This is a genomic window from Flavobacterium fluviatile (assembly GCF_010645065.1).
GTDB lineage: Bacteria > Bacteroidota > Bacteroidia > Flavobacteriales > Flavobacteriaceae > Flavobacterium > Flavobacterium fluviatile.
Genome location: NZ_JAADZW010000007.1, coordinates 61800 through 80490, shown reverse-complemented (window position 1 = coordinate 80490; position 18691 = coordinate 61800). Strand labels below are relative to the sequence as shown.

At 34.2% G+C, this 18691-nt stretch carries 24 protein-coding genes; 7 read left to right on the top strand and 17 right to left on the bottom strand.

All coding sequences use genetic code 11. The features are described 5' to 3' along the window. Positions 1–16: 16 nt before the first annotated feature. From GXM17_RS09740 to GXM17_RS09710, 7 genes are all read right to left on the bottom strand, one after another. A complete protein-coding gene (locus GXM17_RS09740; protein ID WP_163399146.1) occupies positions 17–388 on the bottom strand; it encodes a DNA topoisomerase IV in 372 nt (123 codons plus the stop codon). A gap of 137 nt (positions 389–525) precedes the next feature. After that, a complete protein-coding gene (locus tag GXM17_RS09735) occupies positions 526–1101 on the bottom strand; it encodes a DUF1572 family protein (RefSeq protein WP_163399145.1) in 576 nt (191 codons plus the stop codon). Positions 1102–1103: 2 nt separating this feature from the next. After that, entirely contained in the window at positions 1104–1676 is a 573-nt protein-coding gene (locus GXM17_RS09730; protein WP_163399144.1) for a pentapeptide repeat-containing protein, read from the bottom strand. A 263-nt stretch (positions 1677–1939) separates the two neighbouring features. Continuing rightward, positions 1940–2161, bottom strand: a complete 222-nt coding sequence (locus tag GXM17_RS09725; protein ID WP_163399143.1) for a DUF6095 family protein — start codon at positions 2159–2161, stop codon at positions 1940–1942. 117 nt (positions 2162–2278) lie between these two features. Continuing rightward, positions 2279–3091, bottom strand: a complete 813-nt coding sequence (gene murQ, locus GXM17_RS09720; protein WP_163399142.1) for an N-acetylmuramic acid 6-phosphate etherase — start codon at positions 3089–3091, stop codon at positions 2279–2281. A gap of 203 nt (positions 3092–3294) precedes the next feature. Then, positions 3295–3963 (bottom strand): ZIP family metal transporter, encoded by a 669-nt coding sequence (locus GXM17_RS09715; protein WP_163399141.1) that lies wholly within the window; start codon positions 3961–3963, stop codon positions 3295–3297. A gap of 16 nt (positions 3964–3979) precedes the next feature. Further along, entirely contained in the window at positions 3980–4744 is a 765-nt protein-coding gene (locus GXM17_RS09710; protein ID WP_163399140.1) for a class I SAM-dependent methyltransferase, read from the bottom strand. A 155-nt stretch (positions 4745–4899) separates the two neighbouring features. Here GXM17_RS09710 and GXM17_RS09705 point away from each other — a divergent pair, with 155 nt between their 5' ends. Further along, positions 4900–6057, top strand: a complete 1158-nt coding sequence (locus GXM17_RS09705) for a THUMP domain-containing class I SAM-dependent RNA methyltransferase (protein WP_163399139.1) — start codon at positions 4900–4902, stop codon at positions 6055–6057. Positions 6058–6194: 137 nt separating this feature from the next. Continuing rightward, positions 6195–6431 carry a hypothetical protein gene (locus GXM17_RS09700; protein WP_163399138.1) on the top strand — a complete coding sequence of 79 codons (237 nt, stop codon included), beginning with the start codon at positions 6195–6197 and terminating at the stop codon, positions 6429–6431. Between the two features lie 102 nt (positions 6432–6533). Here GXM17_RS09700 and GXM17_RS09695 read toward each other — a convergent pair whose 3' ends face one another. The 3 genes from GXM17_RS09695 to rlmD are packed head-to-tail and all read right to left on the bottom strand — an operon-like array spanning position 6534 to position 9285. Then, the gene (locus tag GXM17_RS09695) at positions 6534–7352 is read right to left on the bottom strand and encodes a DUF6048 family protein (RefSeq protein WP_163399137.1); all 819 of its coding nucleotides are present in this window, start codon (positions 7350–7352) and stop codon (positions 6534–6536) included. Then, entirely contained in the window at positions 7324–7860 is a 537-nt protein-coding gene (locus GXM17_RS09690) for a DUF6452 family protein (RefSeq protein WP_163399136.1), read from the bottom strand. The genes GXM17_RS09695 and GXM17_RS09690 overlap by 29 nt, the downstream gene beginning before the upstream one ends. A 12-nt stretch (positions 7861–7872) precedes the next feature. Beyond that, positions 7873–9285 carry a 23S rRNA (uracil(1939)-C(5))-methyltransferase RlmD gene (rlmD, locus tag GXM17_RS09685; RefSeq protein WP_163399135.1) on the bottom strand — a complete coding sequence of 471 codons (1413 nt, stop codon included), beginning with the start codon at positions 9283–9285 and terminating at the stop codon, positions 7873–7875. 158 nt (positions 9286–9443) lie between these two features. On the opposite strand from rlmD, the gene GXM17_RS09680 reads away from it, so the two are divergent. Further along, complete coding sequence (locus GXM17_RS09680) at positions 9444–10496, top strand: sensor histidine kinase (RefSeq protein ID WP_163399134.1); 1053 nt, start codon at positions 9444–9446, stop codon at positions 10494–10496. Between the two features lies 1 nt (position 10497). Here GXM17_RS09680 and GXM17_RS09675 read toward each other — a convergent pair whose 3' ends face one another. From GXM17_RS09675 to epsC, 5 genes are all read right to left on the bottom strand, one after another. Then, positions 10498–10938 (bottom strand): hypothetical protein, encoded by a 441-nt coding sequence (locus GXM17_RS09675; RefSeq protein ID WP_163399133.1) that lies wholly within the window; start codon positions 10936–10938, stop codon positions 10498–10500. A 93-nt stretch (positions 10939–11031) separates the two neighbouring features. Next, the gene (locus GXM17_RS09670) at positions 11032–11433 is read right to left on the bottom strand and encodes a hypothetical protein (RefSeq protein WP_163399132.1); all 402 of its coding nucleotides are present in this window, start codon (positions 11431–11433) and stop codon (positions 11032–11034) included. A 138-nt stretch (positions 11434–11571) separates the two neighbouring features. Then, entirely contained in the window at positions 11572–12558 is a 987-nt protein-coding gene (locus tag GXM17_RS09665; RefSeq protein WP_163399131.1) for an aldo/keto reductase, read from the bottom strand. A gap of 107 nt (positions 12559–12665) precedes the next feature. Beyond that, entirely contained in the window at positions 12666–13553 is an 888-nt protein-coding gene (cysM, locus tag GXM17_RS09660) for a cysteine synthase CysM (protein WP_163399130.1), read from the bottom strand. Further along, positions 13550–14347, bottom strand: a complete 798-nt coding sequence (gene epsC, locus GXM17_RS09655) for a serine O-acetyltransferase EpsC (RefSeq protein ID WP_163399129.1) — start codon at positions 14345–14347, stop codon at positions 13550–13552. Before epsC ends, cysM begins: the two co-directional genes overlap by 4 nt. Before the next feature lie 190 nt (positions 14348–14537). On the opposite strand from epsC, the gene GXM17_RS09650 reads away from it, so the two are divergent. Beyond that, a complete protein-coding gene (locus GXM17_RS09650) occupies positions 14538–15245 on the top strand; it encodes a DUF1003 domain-containing protein (protein ID WP_163399128.1) in 708 nt (235 codons plus the stop codon). 6 nt (positions 15246–15251) lie between these two features. Here GXM17_RS09650 and GXM17_RS09645 read toward each other — a convergent pair whose 3' ends face one another. Next, positions 15252–15536 (bottom strand): DUF2752 domain-containing protein, encoded by a 285-nt coding sequence (locus tag GXM17_RS09645; RefSeq protein ID WP_163399127.1) that lies wholly within the window; start codon positions 15534–15536, stop codon positions 15252–15254. A 125-nt stretch (positions 15537–15661) separates the two neighbouring features. Here GXM17_RS09645 and GXM17_RS09640 point away from each other — a divergent pair, with 125 nt between their 5' ends. Together GXM17_RS09640 and GXM17_RS09635 are read left to right on the top strand one after the other, a co-directional pair. Continuing rightward, positions 15662–15823 carry a hypothetical protein gene (locus GXM17_RS09640; protein ID WP_341872903.1) on the top strand — a complete coding sequence of 54 codons (162 nt, stop codon included), beginning with the start codon at positions 15662–15664 and terminating at the stop codon, positions 15821–15823. After that, positions 15813–16361 carry a Smr/MutS family protein gene (locus tag GXM17_RS09635; protein ID WP_163399125.1) on the top strand — a complete coding sequence of 183 codons (549 nt, stop codon included), beginning with the start codon at positions 15813–15815 and terminating at the stop codon, positions 16359–16361. The genes GXM17_RS09640 and GXM17_RS09635 overlap by 11 nt, the downstream gene beginning before the upstream one ends. A gap of 136 nt (positions 16362–16497) precedes the next feature. On the opposite strand, the gene GXM17_RS09630 is transcribed toward GXM17_RS09635, so the two are convergent. Further along, complete coding sequence (locus tag GXM17_RS09630; protein WP_163399124.1) at positions 16498–17475, bottom strand: hypothetical protein; 978 nt, start codon at positions 17473–17475, stop codon at positions 16498–16500. 87 nt (positions 17476–17562) lie between these two features. Here GXM17_RS09630 and GXM17_RS09625 point away from each other — a divergent pair, with 87 nt between their 5' ends. Beyond that, positions 17563–18687 (top strand): cysteine desulfurase family protein, encoded by a 1125-nt coding sequence (locus GXM17_RS09625; protein ID WP_163399123.1) that lies wholly within the window; start codon positions 17563–17565, stop codon positions 18685–18687. The last annotated feature ends 4 nt before the right edge of the window (positions 18688–18691 follow it).

The window sequence follows — 18691 nt, the reverse complement described above, 5'->3', positions numbered from 1 at the left end:
TTCAAATTACTATTTTTTATTCGATTTTAAAAACTTTTCCATGCTGTTTTTCTTCAGAACCCACCATGCCGAATTCAAAAGTATATGAATCTTTCGAAGTGGTTAATATCTTCATGCTTATGGCTTTTTCCTCTGCCATGTTTTTCGGGTGTTTTTTCTGCAGGACATATTCGCAGTCACTTACCCAGCGTATGGTTGAGGTATCGGTTTTTCCTTCAAAAGTTTCAATTTCAATACTGTCTTTACGCTCAAAAATCGTTGTTTTTTTTACGCCGTTCACTTCAAACTCAAATTTGAATTTTCCGTTTTTGAAATCTTTGCAGTTGTGTTCTGCGTTATAACATGATACTAAAGCAAGTATTGGGAATAAGAATACAATTTTTTTCATTTTAAATAAGTAGTTTTATAAGAAGCTAATCCTGCTGTCCGCTATATCTTTTGTGGCGAACCCCGCCACAAAAGGATGCCGCTTCCATCAGGGCTAGGGCAGTCGTTTTTCATTAGAAAATTAGAGAGAGAATTAAGTTATTTTAATCTGTTTAATTCATCATCGGTAAAGTTTTTTATTTCTTTTTCTTTGGCAAACTTTTCAGCATTGTAATTCCCGGATTTATTCTTCGGAATCGATAAGCTGTTCCAGGGATTGTTTTTCAGTTGTTTAGCATAAAAAACAATCTGCCCGATGTGATAAGGATAATGTGCCAGTTGTCGATTGATAGCTTCGACAACCGTATGACCTTCATTCCGAATATAAATAATCTGCGAAAGCTGCTCCGGATTCAAATTGTTTAAAGCATCAAAAAATACATTCCAGCCTTCGTTCCACGTTTCCAGAACTTCTTCTTTTGACTGCAAATCATTTTCAAATTCAGCATCCCGATTGCGCCATTCTTTTTCACCATCAGAAGTTAAGAAGTCTGTCCACCGTGACAGCATATTTCCCGAAATATGTTTGATGATTGTTGCGATACTATTGGTGTCTTCATTCAAGGCAATAAAAAGCTGTTCAGGTTCAAGCTGATGCATGGCTTTTTCGCCCAGCATTTTATAATACAAAAACTGCTTTTTAACGCTTTCCAGATAAGATTCGTTCGTTTCCATGCTTATACAATTTTAATGTCGTATTTATCTAAAAGTCCCACGATTCCCTGAGTCGAAAATTGTGCTTTTTTCAGCGGGTTAAATTCGGGATCGATTTTGTAATTGTAAGCCGTTCTGAAATCAACTGCAGCAAGTTGGGTTTCATTAAAAATAGCACCGTCCAAATCACAGTTGTCAAAAACAGAACTGGTTAAATTGGTCTCTATAAAAGTAACTTCTCTTACAGAACAATTGATGAATTTGGTTTTCGGCATTTTCTTATTCGAAAAAACAGCGTAATCCAGTGTGCTTTCTTCAAAATAAACCTGAAATAAAAAGTCATCGCACTCGTTAAAGGCAATTCCTAAAAGTTTACAGTTTTTAAAAGTCGCATTTTTTAAACTCGTTCCTGACAGACTGGTCATAGATAAATTACAGTCGATAAACTCGCAGTCTAAAAAAGTATTGTAAGCAAAATTACTGTTTGAAAAATCACAGTTTTTAAAAACGCAATCCTCAAATTCACGGTTGTTTATTTTTTTATCAATATAAATGACTTTCTCGAATGTTTTCTGAATGTGAATTAAGCTTTCCATGGAATTTTTTTGAAGATATTTTGGGGTGTTATGAGCAAGAAAAAATTTAGCTTGAACATTATTTATTGAGTTTTTAATTAATGGTTTTTAATTTTTTTTTCAATTCTATCGCATCAGCTTAGGTATAAATCTGTCTCAATCTGCGTGAAAAATTAATACGTAAAAGTATTTCTCGCAGATTTTAAAGGATTTTTGCAGATCAAATTAGATGTAATTCTTGAATGAAGCTATTTTATTCTATTCATCCAACAACCAGTTAAAAGTTAGTCATTAAAAATACCTTTCATAATAATTTTCAGTCCCAAAAAAATCAAAACCATAGAACTCAGGCAGGCCACAATCCCGATTCCCAAAACCAGATAATGCCATGCAGTGTGCTGGTTCTGAAAAGCGTTATAAATCAACGACGGACCAATAAACATCAGCGGAAGTGCACCGGTTAAATATTTAATTCCTTTTCCTAATAATTGTTTATTTGTTGCCATTCTTTTTTTTGTTTGAAGTTTCAGGTTTGAAGTTTCAGGTTTTAAAACTTTGCGAACGTTGCGTAAAACCTTTCGTTCTTTGTGGTTAAACAATATTTTACATTCACAGAAAACTTTTTACTTGTTATAATTTTCAACAGCATTTCTCACGCTGCCGTATTTTTTCAATAATTCTGAAGCTTCTTCGTACGAAACGGGAATTTCTCCCATAATCATTTTCACGCCGCGGTCAACCAGTTTGATATTGCTCAACTGCATATCGACCATTTTGTTGCCTTTTACTTTTCCAAGCTGAATCATTGATGCAGTCGAAATCATATTCAAAACCAGTTTCTGGGCAGTTCCGGCTTTCATTCTCGAGCTTCCGGTAACAAATTCGGGTCCGACAACAACTACAACAGGAAATTTTGCTGTCAGTGCCAGCGGGCTGCCTTCATTACAGGTAATACATCCGGTTGCAATATTATTTTTGTTACAGGTTTCCAGCCCGCCAATAACATACGGAGTAGTTCCTGAAGCCGCAATTCCAATTACAATATCGTTCTGATTGATGTTATGTGCCTGTATGTCAGTCCAGGCTTGTGTGGCATTATCTTCGGCATTTTCTACGGCGCGACGAATGGCTGTGTCTCCTCCTGCAATGATTCCGTTTACCAAATCAAAAGGGACTCCAAAAGTCGGTGGACATTCTGAAGCATCCACAACCCCTAAACGTCCGGATGTACCGGCTCCGATGTAAAAAATACGTCCGCCCAATTTTAAATTAGCGACAGTCTGTGTTACCAAAGCTTCGATTTGCGGTAAAGCTTTTTCGACAGCATTGGGCACAGTTTTGTCCTCATTATTAATATTGGTCAGGAGTTCCTGAACTGACATTTTCTCTAAATGTTCGTATTTTGAAGATTGTTCGGTTGTTTTTGTAAACGTCATTTTGTTTTTTAGTATCTAAGTTGCAAAGTCTCAAAGTTACAAAGATTTTGTTTCTTTTTAATGGATGATTTTACCTGATTTACGGTTGCGTGAGGGATAGAAAGAAGCTACCGAAGTAGCCTGGATAGCCCGACCGGATTTGCGAAAGGCGCATATAAGCGGTTTGTTATATAGCGCCTTTTGTAAATGTGGTCACGCCCGGATTATAAAAAGAATGCCAGTAAAATTCCGAGAACAATCATTGAAACTTTGGCTACATTAAATTTGTGTCCTTCGCTGCTTTCGAAAATAATCGTCGATGAAATGTGGAATAATATTCCGATTACGATTGCAGTTATTTCGGTATAATATTCGTTTAGTATCGGTAAAAATTCAGAAGCTATAGTTCCCAGTGGCGTCATAACTGCAAAAGTTAACATGAAAGCAAAAATCGCTTTTTTGTTGAGGTCGGCATTGATGAAAAAGGTTGTTAAAATCACGGCAATAGGCAAATGGTGAATTGCAATTCCGATAGCCAGACCATGATGATGACTTACCGGAAATCCTTCTAAAAAAGCATGGATACAAAGGCTGATGAAAAGCAGCCACGGAATCCGGGACATTTTTGCATGCCCGTGAACGTGTCCGTGTTCTGCGCCTTTTGAGAAAAATTCGAGAATGATCTGGAATAAAATTCCGACCATGATAAAGATTCCGATATTATGATTGTGTGTTTCGTAAACTTCAGGTAAAAGATGTATTACGGTTAGAGACAATAAAAAAGATCCGCTAAATGCCAGTAATAATTTGAGATTGGTTTTGTTTTTTGGTCTCATAAACAAAGCCACAGCATAACCTAAAAGTACAGAAAATAGGGGTAATAGATAATTCATTTGCTGATTTACCAAATTATTTAAAAATCATGATTAGTCGTTCGCTTTCGGTTTTATGAAACTTTTTGAGTTTGTAATCGCCAAAAATATCTAAGAGATAAATGCCGGCTTCTTCCATTAAATCCTGAAAATCTTTTAATGTTAAGGCTTTTACTTTTTCTGTAAAATGATATTTCTTGCCCTGATCTTCAAAATCAATTTCTTTAAAGATATGTCCGTCTTCGACATACCTCCTGATATTGAAATCGATTCCGTCAACGGCTTTTACTTCCTGGGGAACAAGCGTTTCGATAACCTGATTAACGTTCATGAAATCAATTACCGCAAAACCATATTCAGATAAGCTTTGTTTGATTGCTTTTAAGGTCTTCAGGTTGTCATCGTCATTTTCGAAATAACCAAAACTGGTAAACAAATTGAAGATGGCATCGAATTTTTCCTCGAAAGGTTCACGCATATCGTGCACTTTAAAGTGAAGTGTTTCGTTGCTGTTTTTACTGGCTTCAGCAATACTGTTTTCAGAAAGATCGGCACCTAAAACATCATAACCTAACTGATTTAGATAAATAGAATGACGACCTTTTCCACAAGCTAAGTCCAATACTTTTGCCTTATCGGGCAAGTTCAGGTAATGTGTAAGGTTGTCCATGAAAATCTGAGCTTCTCTGTAATTACGATCTTTATACAAAATATGATAGTACGGAGTATCAAACCATGAGGTGAACCAGTTTTCGGTATTTCGTTCCTGATTTGGTGTTGATGAGTTAGGTGCTTCAGACATTTATTCTATTTCAATTAATTTAAAGTCCGGCAAATTTAGTGTATTTTTGCCGAAAATAACAATTTCGCAATCATACCTGAAACATTGTTGCGTTATTTGGAATGTTAATACAGATTTGATTTGATCTGAAATCTGTTTTTAATTCAACTATAAAGATGGAAGAAAACTTTAAAATGATAGCCAAATGTTTTTTTGGCTTTGAAGAAATATTAGAAAAAGAATTACGCGATCTTGGTGCCCAGGAAGTGGAAAAAGGAGTAAGAATGGTAAGTTTTAAGGGCGATAAAGGTTTTATGTACAAAGCCAATTTATCACTTAGAACTGCTTTAAAAATCTTAAAGCCAATTTATTCTTTCAGGGCCAATAATGAGCAGGCATTGTACAAAGGAATTTCGGGTATAAACTGGTCAAAATTGCTCAATGCAAATCAGACTTTTGTAATTGATGCTACGGTTCATTCTACTTATTTTAACCATTCTGAGTTTGTTTCCCAAAAATGTAAAGATGCTATTGTAGATCAGTTCAGGGAAAGAACGGGGCAGCGGCCAAGTATTGATAAGCAGCATCCTGATTTACGAATTAACATTCATATTGATAAAGATCAGGTTTCTGTAGCTTTGGATACTTCTGGTACTTCCTTACATCAGCGTGGATACAGAACCGCTACCAATATTGCACCGATCAACGAAGTTCTGGCTGCAGGAATTCTGTTGTTGTCAGGCTGGGATGGGCAAAGTCATTTTTTAGATCCAATGTGCGGTTCGGGAACCTTTTTGGCAGAAGCTGCTATGATTGCCTGCAATATTCCGGCAAACATCAACAGAAGGGAATTTGCTTTTGAAAAATGGAAAGACTGGGACAATGATTTGTTTGATAAAATTGTTGACAGCCTGATGAAAAAAACAAGGGAATTTCATTATACGATTAAAGGTTTTGACAAAGCACCAAGTGCCGTAAACAAAGCTAAGGACAACATCAGAAATGCAAATCTTGAAGATTATGTAACAATTTCTGAAGATAATTTCTTTGATACGGAGAAAGAAGCAGAGGGGAAGCTTCACATTGTATTCAATCCACCGTATGATGAGCGTCTGGATATTCACATGGAAAGATTTTATGCTAATATAGGTGACACTTTAAAGAAAAATTATCCGGGTACAAATGCCTGGTTTATTACTGCAAATCTGGATGCCCTGAAATTCGTAGGACTAAAACCTTCCAGAAAAATCAAACTTTTTAACGGAAGCCTTGAAGCACGTCTGGTAAAATACGAAATGTACGAAGGAAGTAAAAGAACTAAATTTCAGGTTTAAGCTTCTAAAATCCTAAGTCTCTAAGTTACTAAGGATTTAGAATTAAAGTAAGATATAATTTAGGTTTTTAAAAAGCTGAGTTAAAAAAGACAACTTAGAAACTCAGCAGCTTAGAACCTTAGCAACTCAAAAAAACAATGACAAAATTACAAGTAAGAGCGTTTCTATATCAATTAGGATGTTTCGCAGTTTTATTTATTCTTGGAAGATTTATAATTGCAGAATACACAGGAATAACCGGAATCTGGATTCCGTTGACAGCTTTTATTGTCGCTACATTAATAGCTCCGCAGTTTAAAGCTTTGAAAACCAAAGATGGAGAAAAACTTTTTATGAAATGGATTTTCATAAAAGGAATTAAAGAAATACGATAATTTAAATCAGTAGATTTTCTGATTATTTTACAGAAAATAACAAAAGAAAAACCACCAATTCAGTAGTTAAATTTTGAATTCGTGGTTTTTTGATTTAAATAATTATTTCTTAGGAGATTTTTTTTCTGTTTCAGGAATTATTACCTGTTTTTTATAAAGAGGAATAAAATAAGAAACGGTATAATTGAATCCAACACCGAAACTGCCATCATAAGTTCTGTTAAATCCGGGAATGTAAAGGTTTTCAAAACCATCCGGGTCCTTATTAGCTAAAAGCAATTTCAATTGAACCCCGAATCCCACAAAGATGTTGTTGAATACTTTGGCTTTCATACCCACAGCAACTTCTGCCCAGGCAGCTGTCAGGCCAGTGTATTTTTCACCTTCAGTAATGGGCGGAATTTCTCCCCAATATTGGTCGGGATTATAAATTTTATAGCTGTTTAATTCCTGGCTAAATGTACTAAAGCCTCCTCGTAAACCAACAGTTATAAGATTTTCCATGTCGAGCCAGTTATTGTACATGTTGTAATCAAAACCTCCTTTAAGGTAAGTTCCTGTTGCTGTCGAATTTAATCTGTCATCATCAGTAGTCTTGTCTTCTATACCAATTTCAGCAGCCAGATAATATTTTTTGGTAAGACGAAAATCACCTACAAATTCTACTCCTTTATAGTCTTTGTCATAAAGGCCGCGGGTAAGTTTGTACAAATCGACACCCACACGTAAACCATAGCGGTCTTTTTTTACCGGAACGCTGTCTGTTGTTTTTTCTACAACGGCTTTAGTTGTTGTTTTGGATTTTGATTCTTCCTGCCTGATTTCTTTTTTTACTGTATCAGTAGTTATTTCCTGTGACTGAACAAGAAACACTGCAAATAACAAAAGAATACTAAAAAAATACTTTGACATGTGTTTCATTTTCGAATTCAATGTTTGGATTATATACTCGAACATCCTGCATCCAGATACCATCATTGCCGGAATCAATTTTTACAAATGGAATTTGTGTGTTTAATTTGTAAATTGTTTTAAAACCACAAGCCCTTGAAACATATACATTTTGTCTGCTGTAATTAAAAGTTATCTGATCAGTATTTGCCAGTTCAGGATTAGTATTGTCGGAATTTAAAATAAATGAAAAAGTAGTACTGTCTTCGTCAGTTTTTAACGGAATAGCAATAGAATCTCCACTTGTCAGATATTTGGTTATATCAGCTCCTCCTTCATTAAAGATTATCCCTTCAGGCTGATCCTTGCCAACAACTTTTAAACGCGTTACATTCTTTTTTACAGAAGGAGTTTTAATATCATAAAAAGAAATAATCAGTCGGGGAGTAGTTGGCGTATTTGCATCACAAATGTCATCTTTCTCACAGCCGGATAATCCAAAAGTAAAGACCAATAAAAAATACAGTATTTTTTTCATTTATAATTTGTATTATCGAAGTTCTAAAAGTACGACATTTTCTACGTGATGTGTCTGCGGAAACATGTCAACCGGTCGGACACGTGTTACTTTGTATTTTTCATCCATTAAAGCCAAATCTCTTGCTTGTGTTGCCGAATTACAACTTACATAAACTACTTTTTGAGGGGCAATTTTTAAAATTTGCTCAACAACATCCTTATGCATTCCATCCCTTGGAGGATCGGTAATAATCACATCCGGTTTGCCGTGTTGTGCAATGAAAGCTTCGTTAAATACGACTTTCATATCTCCAACAAAAAACTCACAATTGGTAATATTATTGCGTTCAGCATTTGCCCTGGCATCTAAAATTGCTTCCGGGACACTTTCTACACCTATGACTTTTTTTGCTTTTTTCGAAACAAATTGTGCTATAGTCCCGGTTCCGGTGTATAGATCATAAACGGTTTCATCCCCAGAAAGTCCGGCAAAATCACGTGTAATTTTGTATAATTCATATGCCTGATCTGAGTTGGTCTGGTAAAATGATTTGGCATTGATGCTAAATTTTAACCCTTCCATTTCTTCCAGAATATAATCTCTTCCTTTATAAAGTTTTATGTCCTGATCGTAAATAGTATCATTTGGTTTTGAGTTAACCACATATTGCAAAGATGTAATTTGCGGAAATTTCTCATAAAGATGATCTAAAATCAATTCACGACCTGCCTTGTCATTTTCGAAAAACTGAATCAAAACCATGATTTCGCCAGTTGAAGCGGTACGGATCATGAATGTCCTCAATAATCCAGAATGTTCTCTGGGATTAAAGAAAGCTAAATTATTTTTGTTTGCAAAATCCCTGATTTCATTACGGATTGCATTTGAAGGATCTTCCTGTAAATGGCACTTGGTAATGTCGAGAATTTTGTCCCACATTTTAGGAATATGAAAACCTAAAGCATTTCTGTTTCCTAAATCTTCAGTGCTTCCAATCTCTTTTTCGGTCAGCCAGCGGCTGTTTGAAAAAGAAAATTCCATTTTGTTTCTGTAAAAAAACTGCTTCTCAGAGCCTAAGATATCCTCAAATTCCGGTAATTCAATTTTGCCAATTCTTTGCAGATGGTTTTTTACTTCATTTTGTTTGTAATATAGCTGTTGGCTATACTTCATATTTTGCCATTTGCATCCGCCGCAAACACCAAAATGTTGGCAAACCGGATCAATGCGGTGTTTTGATAATTCATGAAATTTAACGGCTTTTCCTTCGTAATAAGCCTTACGTTTTTTAAAAGTCTGTACATCAACTACATCGCCAGGAACTACATTTGGAATAAAGATTACTTTTCCGTCAGGAGCCTTTGCAACTGATACACCTTTTGCGCCTGCATCAAGAACTTGTATTTGATGAAAGACGACTTTGTCTGTATTTTTTCTTCCCATAGCGCAAAAATAAGGGTTTGTAAACTTTTATAAATTAAATTTTAAAATATTTTATCAAATTCTATAATTTACTTAGTTTAATCGGCTTTTAAAGCTAACTTTGTTTTGTCAAATGCTTCGATAGCCCCATTTTAAGTCTAAGTAATTGTTTTTTTCTTATGAAGTTGTATCATAATCTTTCGAAAATTGGCTTTTTAAAGAAAAGTTATGCATTCAAATTTTTATTTGTTGCTTTTATAGGTATTCATATTCCTTTAATCGGAATTTTATTTTTTGTACTTTACTTCGATCATTCTATATCACCCACATCCGTTTTAGTTTTTTCGCTGATTATGACTTTGCTGGCAACTGCGATTACACTTTTAGTTCTAAATCAATTAATCAAGCCAATAGCTGTAGCCTCAAAAGCATTAAATGATTACAGAAACGAGAGAAAATTGTCTGTGTTACCTACAGAATATAATGATGAGGCGGGTTTGTTAATGAGCAATATTCAGGAATCTATTTTTGAATCTGAAACCTTTATCAATGAAAAGCAGGATCTGATTTATATGCTTTCGCACGATTTAAAAAATTTTGCAGGCAATCCTCAGGGTCTGGCAAAACTTATTTTAGATGAAAATCCATCCGATTCCATTAAAGACCTGGCTAATTTAATCTGCGAATCAACAAATTTGCAATTTCGATACATTGAAAATTTTATTAAATTATTGAATGAACAGGATCAGGTTATTAAAGTGAATCAGGAAAGCAGGATAATATTGTTCTCCAATATATTACCTTTTATCAATGAGCAGGTGGAACAGCGGCTTATAGATAAAAATATTAAGTTTACTGTTAGTGTAGAAACGGAAGAGGCAAAACTTAAAGTTGATGAAGGGTTATTAATTCAGGTTTTGGTAAATTTAATTAGTAATGCTGTGAAGTTCTCTTATTTTGACAGCGAAATTAAACTTAGGATTTTTACTGAAAATAATAATTTAATATTGACAGTTTCTGACAAAGGAATTGGTTTTAACCAGCATCAGATTGATGAATTGTTTAAGAAATTTACTAAAATGAGCCGACTTGGAACAGCAAACGAATCTTCTACCGGAATTGGCTTGTACTTGTGTAAAAAAATCATCGAAAGGTGTAATGGTAAATTAACAGCTTCAAGCGAAGGCAAAAATAAAGGTGCCGAGTTTAAAATTGTATTGGAATGCTGCTAAACTATTTCCTTTTTATTAATTCATAATTGATAATAGTGAAACAGTAAAAACACAAATCAGCAGCAATTTTCCCAAAAATAATTCCGAAGAAATAATTCCCGAAAAGTATCGGCATCCAGTACATGCAAAAGGGACGAATTATCAAAAAATCTAAAATTGCCGGATATCCAAATTCTAAAATTAAATTTTTTAAAAGTTTAAAGATTTCTAAAGAAGAAGTTTTTTGGCCTGAAAGTTTGTTTTGCTTTGTTAACTTTTTATATGAAGAAAATAAAATCACACTGTAAAAAGCCAGGTATTCAGCAAACGTAATCAAATACGCCGTTGTTAATCCGCTGTAAATTTTGCTGAAAAGAGAAGCCGTAAGTGCAGCACTTGTACTGGCTATCTCAGCATATTTATATCGGTCAAACCATTCTTTAAAATTTGATTTTTTTAGCATTTTAGAAAATTTCCGGGAAAAGAAAGTTCTAAGGTACCACGTTTTTTAAAATTTAAAAATCAAATTGCATGATACCTTAGAATTCTGTAAAATTTATTTATTTGCTATTGAATGAACAAATTTAGGTTTCCCATCGACACATTCAATTCCCGGCGGAGAAAGCATGGGTTGACAGGCCAAAATTATTTTCCATTTTTGATTATAGGCAATCTGAGCATTTAAATACTCGTTTACTTTTACAAGGAATTTAGTCTTATCTATTTTTTTAGAATATATTACATAAGCATTTTCACCGCCACATGAACTTGCACTAATTCTTGTAAAATCCCACTCTTCAGGATTTGTACAGGCTTGAGAAGTGGACAATGAAAGAGCAACAATCTCGTCATGCATTACTTCTAATTTTTTAAAATCTTCATCTTGTGATTCTTCTTCATTGCTACAGGACACAGTGACAAAGCAGATGATAAATACAATAAAACTTAATTTTTTCATGGTTAATGATTTTAAGGTTAATTTTAATGATAAGATGACTTAATTGTAAAAGGGTTGCTTAAATCATGAAAAAAAATAAGATTTTACTTTAAAAATTTTTACTTAAGCGTTTCAATGTTTCACATCCTTAAAAAAGAATTACCACAACTGATGTACAGAAGGCTTTATGTATTCTTGGTAAATTTTATTCATTGCATCAATTTTTTCAGAGGATAATTTAGGTAAATCATAAACAGATAAATTGGACACTACATGACTTTCTTTGGAAGCTCCCGGAATAATACAGCTGATGTCTTCAAAACTCAAAATCCATTGTAAAGCATAGGGAGCTAAATTTGTAGCATCAGGAAATAAAGCTTTCAATTCGGCAACAGCTTTAAGCCCTAATTCGTAATCAATGCCTGAGAAAGTTTCTCCTTTGTCAAAAGCATCACCATTTCTGTTGAAATTTCTATGGTCTTGTGGTTCAAAAGTCGTTTTTGAGTCAAATTTACCGGTTAAAAGTCCGCTTGCCAGAGGAACTCTCGCAATAATTCCGATATTTTTTTTTCTTGCTTCACTAAAGAACAATTCTGATGGTCGCTGGCGAAATAAATTAAAAATAATCTGAACCGTCGTAACGTTAGAATATTCGATTGCTTTCAAAGCTTCTTCCACTTTTTCGACACTTACACCAAGATTTAAGATTTTTCCCTGCTCTTTCAGACGATCAAACAGTTCAAAAATTTCAGGACGATAAAAAACATCAGTAGGAGGACAGTGCAGCTGAATTAAATCGATAGTTTCTAATCCCAGTCTTTTTAAGCTGTCTTCAACATATTTTTGAAGCACTTTTGGCTGGTAGCCTTCACTCACATGCGGATTAATATGGCGTCCGCATTTTGTAGCAACATAAATTCGTTCAGATCTTGAGCGAACAACTCTTCCAACAGCCGTTTCACTTAATCCGTTTTCATAGACATCTGCAGTATCGATAAAGTTGACACCATTATCAATTGCTGTATTTAAAAGTTTATCTGCAGTTTTATTGTCAAAAGCTGATCCCCATTTTCCTCCAACCTGCCAGGTGCCAAGTGAAATTTCGGATATATTAAAATTGGTTTTGCCTAATTTACGGTAGTTCATTTTTTTTATTTAAGGTTCTAAGTTGCTAAGGTTCTGAGTTGCCAAGGTTTTTAAATTAAGTATAAACTTAGAACCTTAGCAGCTCAGAACCTTAGTGCCTTTTTCATTTAATCAAATAAATCAGAAGATAAATAACGATCACCACGATCGCAGATAATTGCCACAATAACGCCTGATTCTAACTGTTCTGCTATTTTCAGGGCTACAGCTACAGAGCCTCCGCTGCTCATTCCTGCAAAAACCCCTTCTTCAAGTGCTAGTCTTTTAGTCATTTCTCTTGCTTCTTTTTCGCTTACATCCACAACAGTATCTACTTTTGAAGCATCAAAAATCTTTGGCAAATATTCCTGTGGCCATTTACGGATTCCCGGAATTTGTGATCCGTCGCTCGGCTGAGCACCTATAATCTGAATTTGTGAATTTTTTTCTTTAAGATAGGATGATGTACCGATAATAGTTCCAGTGGTTCCCATAGCGGATACAAAATGGGTTATAGTTCCTTCTGTGTCTTCCCATATTTCAGGACCGGTGGTTTTATAATGTGCTTTCCAGTTATCATCATTCGCAAACTGATTTAGCATCACGTAACCGCCTTCGGCAACTTTTTTATCGGCATAATCGCGTGAACCGATAATTCCTTCACTGGCAGGTGTCAAAATAACCGTTGCGCCATAGGCACGCATGGTTTGAGTGCGTTCTTTCGTAGAATCTTCAGGTAAGACTAATTCTATTTCAACCTGAAACAATTGTGCAATCATCGCCAGTGCAATTCCGGTATTGCCGCTTGTGGCTTCAATTAATTTGTCTCCTTTTTTGATATCGCCCCTCTCCAGAGCAGATGCAATCATGTTATAAGCCGCCCTGTCTTTTACGCTTCCGCCCGGATTGTTGCCTTCAAGTTTTAATAAAAGTTTTACGTTTTTATTTTTGACCAGACTGACCGTTTCCATTAATGGAGTGTTGCCAATCAGGTTGATTAATTTCTGTGGTTTCATTCCTGTTTCTTTTCTTTTATTTTAACTTCGGTTGTAGTGGTATTCAATACTATTGAATCTGCCGGGATTGATTTGGTAACCCAGGCATTTCCTCCCACAATGCTATTTTTTCCTATAATGGTTTCGCCTCCTAAAATGGTTGCATTTGCATAAATACAAACATTTTTCTCAACAGTGGGATGACGTTTGGCATTTTTCATCTCCTTGCTTACGCTTAGTGCACCCAGAGTAACGCCCTGATAAATTTTTACATGTTTTTCGATTACAGTTGTTTCCCCGATAACGATTCCGGTAGCATGATCTATGAAAAACGGCGAAGCAATATTGGCTCCTGCATGTATATCGGTTCCGGTAATGCGATGTGCGTATTCGCTCATCAATCTTGAAAACAACAACAAATCGAGTTTGTATAATTCGTGGCTTAACCTGTATATTGCAATGGCGTAGAAGCCGGGATATCCAAGATAGACTTCATCTATGCTGTTTGAAGCAGGATCATTTTCTAAGATATATTCGGCATCCTGATTTAGTTTTTCTAACACTTTTGGTAGTTTTTCCAGAAAAAGATCCCACATAGATCCGCACAATTTTTCCGGTTTCTTGCAGGCCATTACAGCAATTTCTTTAAAACGAAATTCAAGTTCATCAATGCTTTCATCTAATACTGCATTTGAATCAAAAAGGGTGTAAAAAAGCTTTTCCGTAAACTCTTCGGTTTTGGTTTTAATACCGTAATTTATGTTTGAATGGCTCTTTAAAGCTCTGATATTTTGTATGATAAGATCTTTTGACACAATTGTAAAATTGAATGGATAATTTGAAGTGTTAAAAGTAAGGTGTTTTTCGTAAATAAAGGCACGAATTAAGTAAAGAAATTTTCTATTGATAATCCTATTTGTGATAAATTAAATAAATTTTGAGACCACTAATTTATAACATTGTTAAGAGGTTAATTGCGTAAATTAGCCTGTAAAATTTAGTGAAATGAAAAATAATTCTACTTTTAAAAGCGCTATTTCTGATCTTTTATTTCCTGAAACCGAGAAAGTTTCCGGTAAATCAATACACGACCCAGTTTTAGGACTTATAATTAAGGATCATCCCTCGTTTTGTGATAGCGATTTTATTTCTTTCAGCGAATTAAATACTTATCGTCAAAAATATATTTCGAATTATTTATCTACAGAGACTGGAGCACTTTCAGATCTTGAAAAAAATGTTATTTCGTCTTTAAAAGAGGATAAATCAATTGTAAGTATTGTGGAAGATGAAGATGAAAGGAGAAGTTTTGGACAAAAAATTGCGGATAAAGTTGCTGATTTTGGAGGAAGCTGGACCTTTATCATCTCGTTTTTGATTTTTATTGTATTGTGGATTGGATCTAATGTTTATATTTTAATGAACAAAGGTTTTGATCCGTATCCTTTTATTTTATTGAATTTGATTTTGTCATGCATTGCGGCTTTGCAGGCTCCTGTGATTATGATGAGTCAGAACAGGCAGGAGGAAAAAGATCGTAATCGTGCCAAAAAAGATTATATGATTAACCTCAAATCTGAATTAGAAATCAGGATGATTCACGATAAAATCGATCATTTGATTATGCATCAGCAACAGGAATTAATCGAGATTCAAAAAGTTCAAATTGAAATGATGAATGATATTTTAGATCAAATCAAAAAGCAAAAGTAAAAAAAATTAAAGATAAAAATGTTTGTAATAATAACCGGCAACCATAAAAAAGCCATTTATGATTCCCGAAGTCCAAATTAATTTGTTATAATTTTTTGTTTTGTCCAAAAAATGTAAAGCTACAAAACTTAAAAAAACCAAGGAGGTGTAGATCGCCGGATACATATTAAATGCGGCTAAAAATTCTCCCTCAAAAAGTAAGAATAAAGAACGTTGGAATCCGCAGCCCAGACATTCAATTCCGAACAGGGTTTTGCTAAAACAAGGCAGCATATATTTTTCTAAATCCACAGTTTTATTTTTTACAATTTACAAAAATAACAGATAAGATTTAAAGTAAGATGGATGTGCTATTTTAAAGTTTCTTATTTTTGAAGCCTTATATTAAAAATATGAAGACTCTTAAAATTCTAATAATGGTCCTTGCAATTTCGGTTGCATTTTACCAGCAGGTTTCAGAAGATAAAAATATCTATATAACAGTAATTGCAATTGCAGTATTTATGTTTGGCATGATGCAGTTAAGCTCAAGTACACCAAGTAAAAATCAAGAAAAACAAGAAGAGGATGCTGAGTAAGGGAGATAAGGTTTCGGTATTGGACGAAGCTATTAACGGAACGGTAGTTTCTGTTAAAAATAACGAAGTTATGATCGAATCTGAAGAAGGATTTATGATGACTTTTTTTGTCAATGAATTAGTTAAAGTGCAAGATTCCAATAATTTAATGAATTCTATTAAAAGAATTGATTTAGATTTTATTACAAAGCAAAAAGAAGAGCCAAAACCACGAAGTTTTGTAAAAGAAAAGAGAGACAAGCGTGAAACAGCTCCCCCTGAATTTGATCTGCATATCGAAAAATTAGTTCCAAATAAACGCGGGATGTCAAATTATGATATCCTGACTTTGCAAACCGAAACAGCAAAGAGACACATCGAATTTGCAATTAAAAACCGTATACCTAAGATTGTTTTTATTCACGGAGTTGGCGAAGGAATTTTAAAAGCCGAACTTGATTTTTTGTTAGGACGTTATGATGGTGTAGATTTTCAGGATGCCAATTATCAAAAATATGGACTTGGTGCTACAGAAGTTTATTTTAGACAAAACAAATAACCCATTTCACTTTAGAAAAATAGCTTATTAAGATTGAAAAAAAAACATCCTTTTTTAAATAATACTTTTAATAGTAAGATTAAAAAAAGGATGTTAAATTTGTAAGAAAAAAAAGTTTTAAAAGTGCAATTTTAAATTAATTAGATTGTGTGACTAACTCTCCCAACAGGAAGTTTTTTCCTAATTTAAAGTTTACATTTCCATTATCTAATATTACATCTTTAAGTACTATAACATGTTTAAAAACTGTTGGTCCTAAGCTTGTGGTAGTTACTTCAATGATGCCGCTTTGCCCACTTACGCCTTCGAGTCCCGTCCAGGTTTGAGAAATGGTGGGTGTTGATGGTATTGGTATTTTGCAAAAATAATCTGCAGTAATTAATCCATTATAAATAGTATAAAATACTTTATTTTGTGTTGCACTAATTAAACCTGTTCTTGGAGTGCCTGAAGGCGTTACCTCATTGGCAATAAGAGTTGGGTCAATATTGTTTATTGTTAAAGACGCTTCATCATTAATATTGAATACGACCTTATCATTTGTAGCAGAAGTACATAAGTCAGCGCTTTCATCAAATGTTAAATTTAAATCATCAACAGTTGTATCAATATCCCCAAAAACAAAATCAGGCCCAACTTGTGTTCCGGCAGGTTTGGAATAGGTAAGGTTTTTAAAAGAAATACTATGAGTATATCCGACTATTCGTGTACTATTTTCGGTAGTGTTTGGTTCACCATATTTTGCTTTGGTTACAATTACGATTGTACCGCCTTCAGCATACCACTCATCAGTTATATTTGGCAATGAAGGTCTAATGGCATTACAGATATTAGCTGTTGCAACAGTTCCATCATACGTTCTGTAGACTAATTTGTAACTGTTGTTGTCAATGTTAAAAGTTTGTTCACCTGCTACATTTCCAAGTTTATCCTCAGGTATTTGCAATAATAAACTTTCTTGATTTTTTAGTTTGTAAAGTAACTCGTAAGTATCTGTACAGGTTTGCACTTTTATACTTGGGTCAGTAAAATCAAAAGTTTCAACAGTTAAATCGCCATCATCGCATCCGTTTAACAAAAGGCCCAATAAAAGCAGGTATGCAAATTTTTTCATCGTATTTTATATTTGCACCAAAAATAGTGAAAAATTTCACAAATGATATTTAAGAATTGACAATTGATATTTCCTAACTTTGCCATAATGAAAAAAGTATATCTAGATAACGCTTCAACTACTGCCATACGACCAGAGGTTATTCAGGAGATGACAAAAATTATGATGGATGATTTTGGCAATCCGTCTTCTACACACAGTTTTGGAAGAAATGCGAAAACAATTATTGAACTTTCCAGAAAAAATATTGCTAAATATCTCAATTGTTCAGCTCAGGAAATAATTTTTACTTCAGGAGGTACCGAAGGAAATAACTGGATACTTCGTTCAGCTGTAGAGGATTTGAAAGTACAGCGTATTATTACATCCAAAATTGAGCATCATGCTGTTTTATATACAGTTTTGGCCTTGCAGTCCGATTATCATATTGAAGTTGATTATGTTAACATAAATCCTGATGGCAGTGTCGATTTAACACATTTGTCTCATTTATTATCTGAAGAAAAAAAGACAATTGTAAGTTTGATGCATGTAAATAATGAAACAGGGACTATTCTTGATATTGAAAGGGTCAGTGTAATCTGTAAGCAGTATAATGCGCTTTTTCATTCTGATACCGTTCAGTCTGTTGGCAAAACAGAAATTGATTTACAAAAAAATAATGTAGATTTTATCGTGGCCAGTGCGCATAAATTTCATGGGCCAAAAGGGGTTGGTTTTGCCTTTGTTCGAAAAAACTCAGGGTTGCAGCCTTTACTTTTTGGAGGGGAACAGGAAAAAGGATTGCGAGCCGGAACAGAAGCTGCTCATCAGATTTCAGGTATGGCAAAAGCTTTGAGTGTCTCGTATGAAAATTTAGAAGCAGAGAGGGAATATATTTCTGGTTTAAAAATATATCTGATAAATCAGTTTGAAATTCATTTTCCGAATTTTAGAATCGTAGGGAATAGGGAAGATTTTTATAATATTATCAATGTAATTTTGCCTTTTTCCCAGGATAAAACTTCAATGCTGTTGTTTAATCTGGATATGAGAGGAATTGCAGTTTCCAGAGGAAGCGCCTGTCAGTCAGGAAGCATAAAGCCTTCACATGTTTTAAAAGAAATATTTTCGGAGACCGATTTAAAATTACCAAATCTCCGAATTTCTTTCAGTCATTACAATACAAAAGAAGATATTGACTTGTTAATAGAGAGCCTTAAAACCATATAACTGT

Bases quoted from the DNA above. Each gene is read 5' to 3' on its own strand.
- GXM17_RS09690 (WP_163399136.1), bottom strand. From the start codon at position 7,860: ATGAAAAAAATACTGTATTTTTTATTGGTCTTTACTTTTGGATTATCC.
- GXM17_RS09735 (WP_163399145.1), bottom strand. From the start codon at position 1,101: ATGGAAACGAACGAATCTTATCTGGAAAGCGTTAAAAAGCAGTTTTTG.
- GXM17_RS09640 (WP_341872903.1), top strand. From the start codon at position 15,662: ATGGTCCTTGCAATTTCGGTTGCATTTTACCAGCAGGTTTCAGAAGAT.
- GXM17_RS09635 (WP_163399125.1), top strand. From the start codon at position 15,813: ATGCTGAGTAAGGGAGATAAGGTTTCGGTATTGGACGAAGCTATTAAC.
- GXM17_RS09730 (WP_163399144.1), bottom strand. From the start codon at position 1,676: ATGGAAAGCTTAATTCACATTCAGAAAACATTCGAGAAAGTCATTTAT.
- GXM17_RS09705 (WP_163399139.1), top strand. From the start codon at position 4,900: ATGGAAGAAAACTTTAAAATGATAGCCAAATGTTTTTTTGGCTTTGAA.
- GXM17_RS09670 (WP_163399132.1), bottom strand. From the start codon at position 11,433: ATGAAAAAATTAAGTTTTATTGTATTTATCATCTGCTTTGTCACTGTG.
- GXM17_RS09700 (WP_163399138.1), top strand. From the start codon at position 6,195: ATGACAAAATTACAAGTAAGAGCGTTTCTATATCAATTAGGATGTTTC.
- GXM17_RS09710 (WP_163399140.1), bottom strand. From the start codon at position 4,744: ATGTCTGAAGCACCTAACTCATCAACACCAAATCAGGAACGAAATACC.
- GXM17_RS09715 (WP_163399141.1), bottom strand. From the start codon at position 3,963: ATGAATTATCTATTACCCCTATTTTCTGTACTTTTAGGTTATGCTGTG.
- GXM17_RS09725 (WP_163399143.1), bottom strand. From the start codon at position 2,161: ATGGCAACAAATAAACAATTATTAGGAAAAGGAATTAAATATTTAACC.
- rlmD (WP_163399135.1), bottom strand. From the start codon at position 9,285: ATGGGAAGAAAAAATACAGACAAAGTCGTCTTTCATCAAATACAAGTT.
- GXM17_RS09695 (WP_163399137.1), bottom strand. From the start codon at position 7,352: ATGAAACACATGTCAAAGTATTTTTTTAGTATTCTTTTGTTATTTGCA.
- GXM17_RS09665 (WP_163399131.1), bottom strand. From the start codon at position 12,558: ATGAACTACCGTAAATTAGGCAAAACCAATTTTAATATATCCGAAATT.
- GXM17_RS09650 (WP_163399128.1), top strand. From the start codon at position 14,538: ATGAAAAATAATTCTACTTTTAAAAGCGCTATTTCTGATCTTTTATTT.
- GXM17_RS09680 (WP_163399134.1), top strand. From the start codon at position 9,444: ATGAAGTTGTATCATAATCTTTCGAAAATTGGCTTTTTAAAGAAAAGT.
- GXM17_RS09625 (WP_163399123.1), top strand. From the start codon at position 17,563: ATGAAAAAAGTATATCTAGATAACGCTTCAACTACTGCCATACGACCA.
- murQ (WP_163399142.1), bottom strand. From the start codon at position 3,091: ATGACGTTTACAAAAACAACCGAACAATCTTCAAAATACGAACATTTA.
- GXM17_RS09675 (WP_163399133.1), bottom strand. From the start codon at position 10,938: ATGCTAAAAAAATCAAATTTTAAAGAATGGTTTGACCGATATAAATAT.
- GXM17_RS09630 (WP_163399124.1), bottom strand. From the start codon at position 17,475: ATGAAAAAATTTGCATACCTGCTTTTATTGGGCCTTTTGTTAAACGGA.
- cysM (WP_163399130.1), bottom strand. From the start codon at position 13,553: ATGAAACCACAGAAATTAATCAACCTGATTGGCAACACTCCATTAATG.
- GXM17_RS09740 (WP_163399146.1), bottom strand. From the start codon at position 388: ATGAAAAAAATTGTATTCTTATTCCCAATACTTGCTTTAGTATCATGT.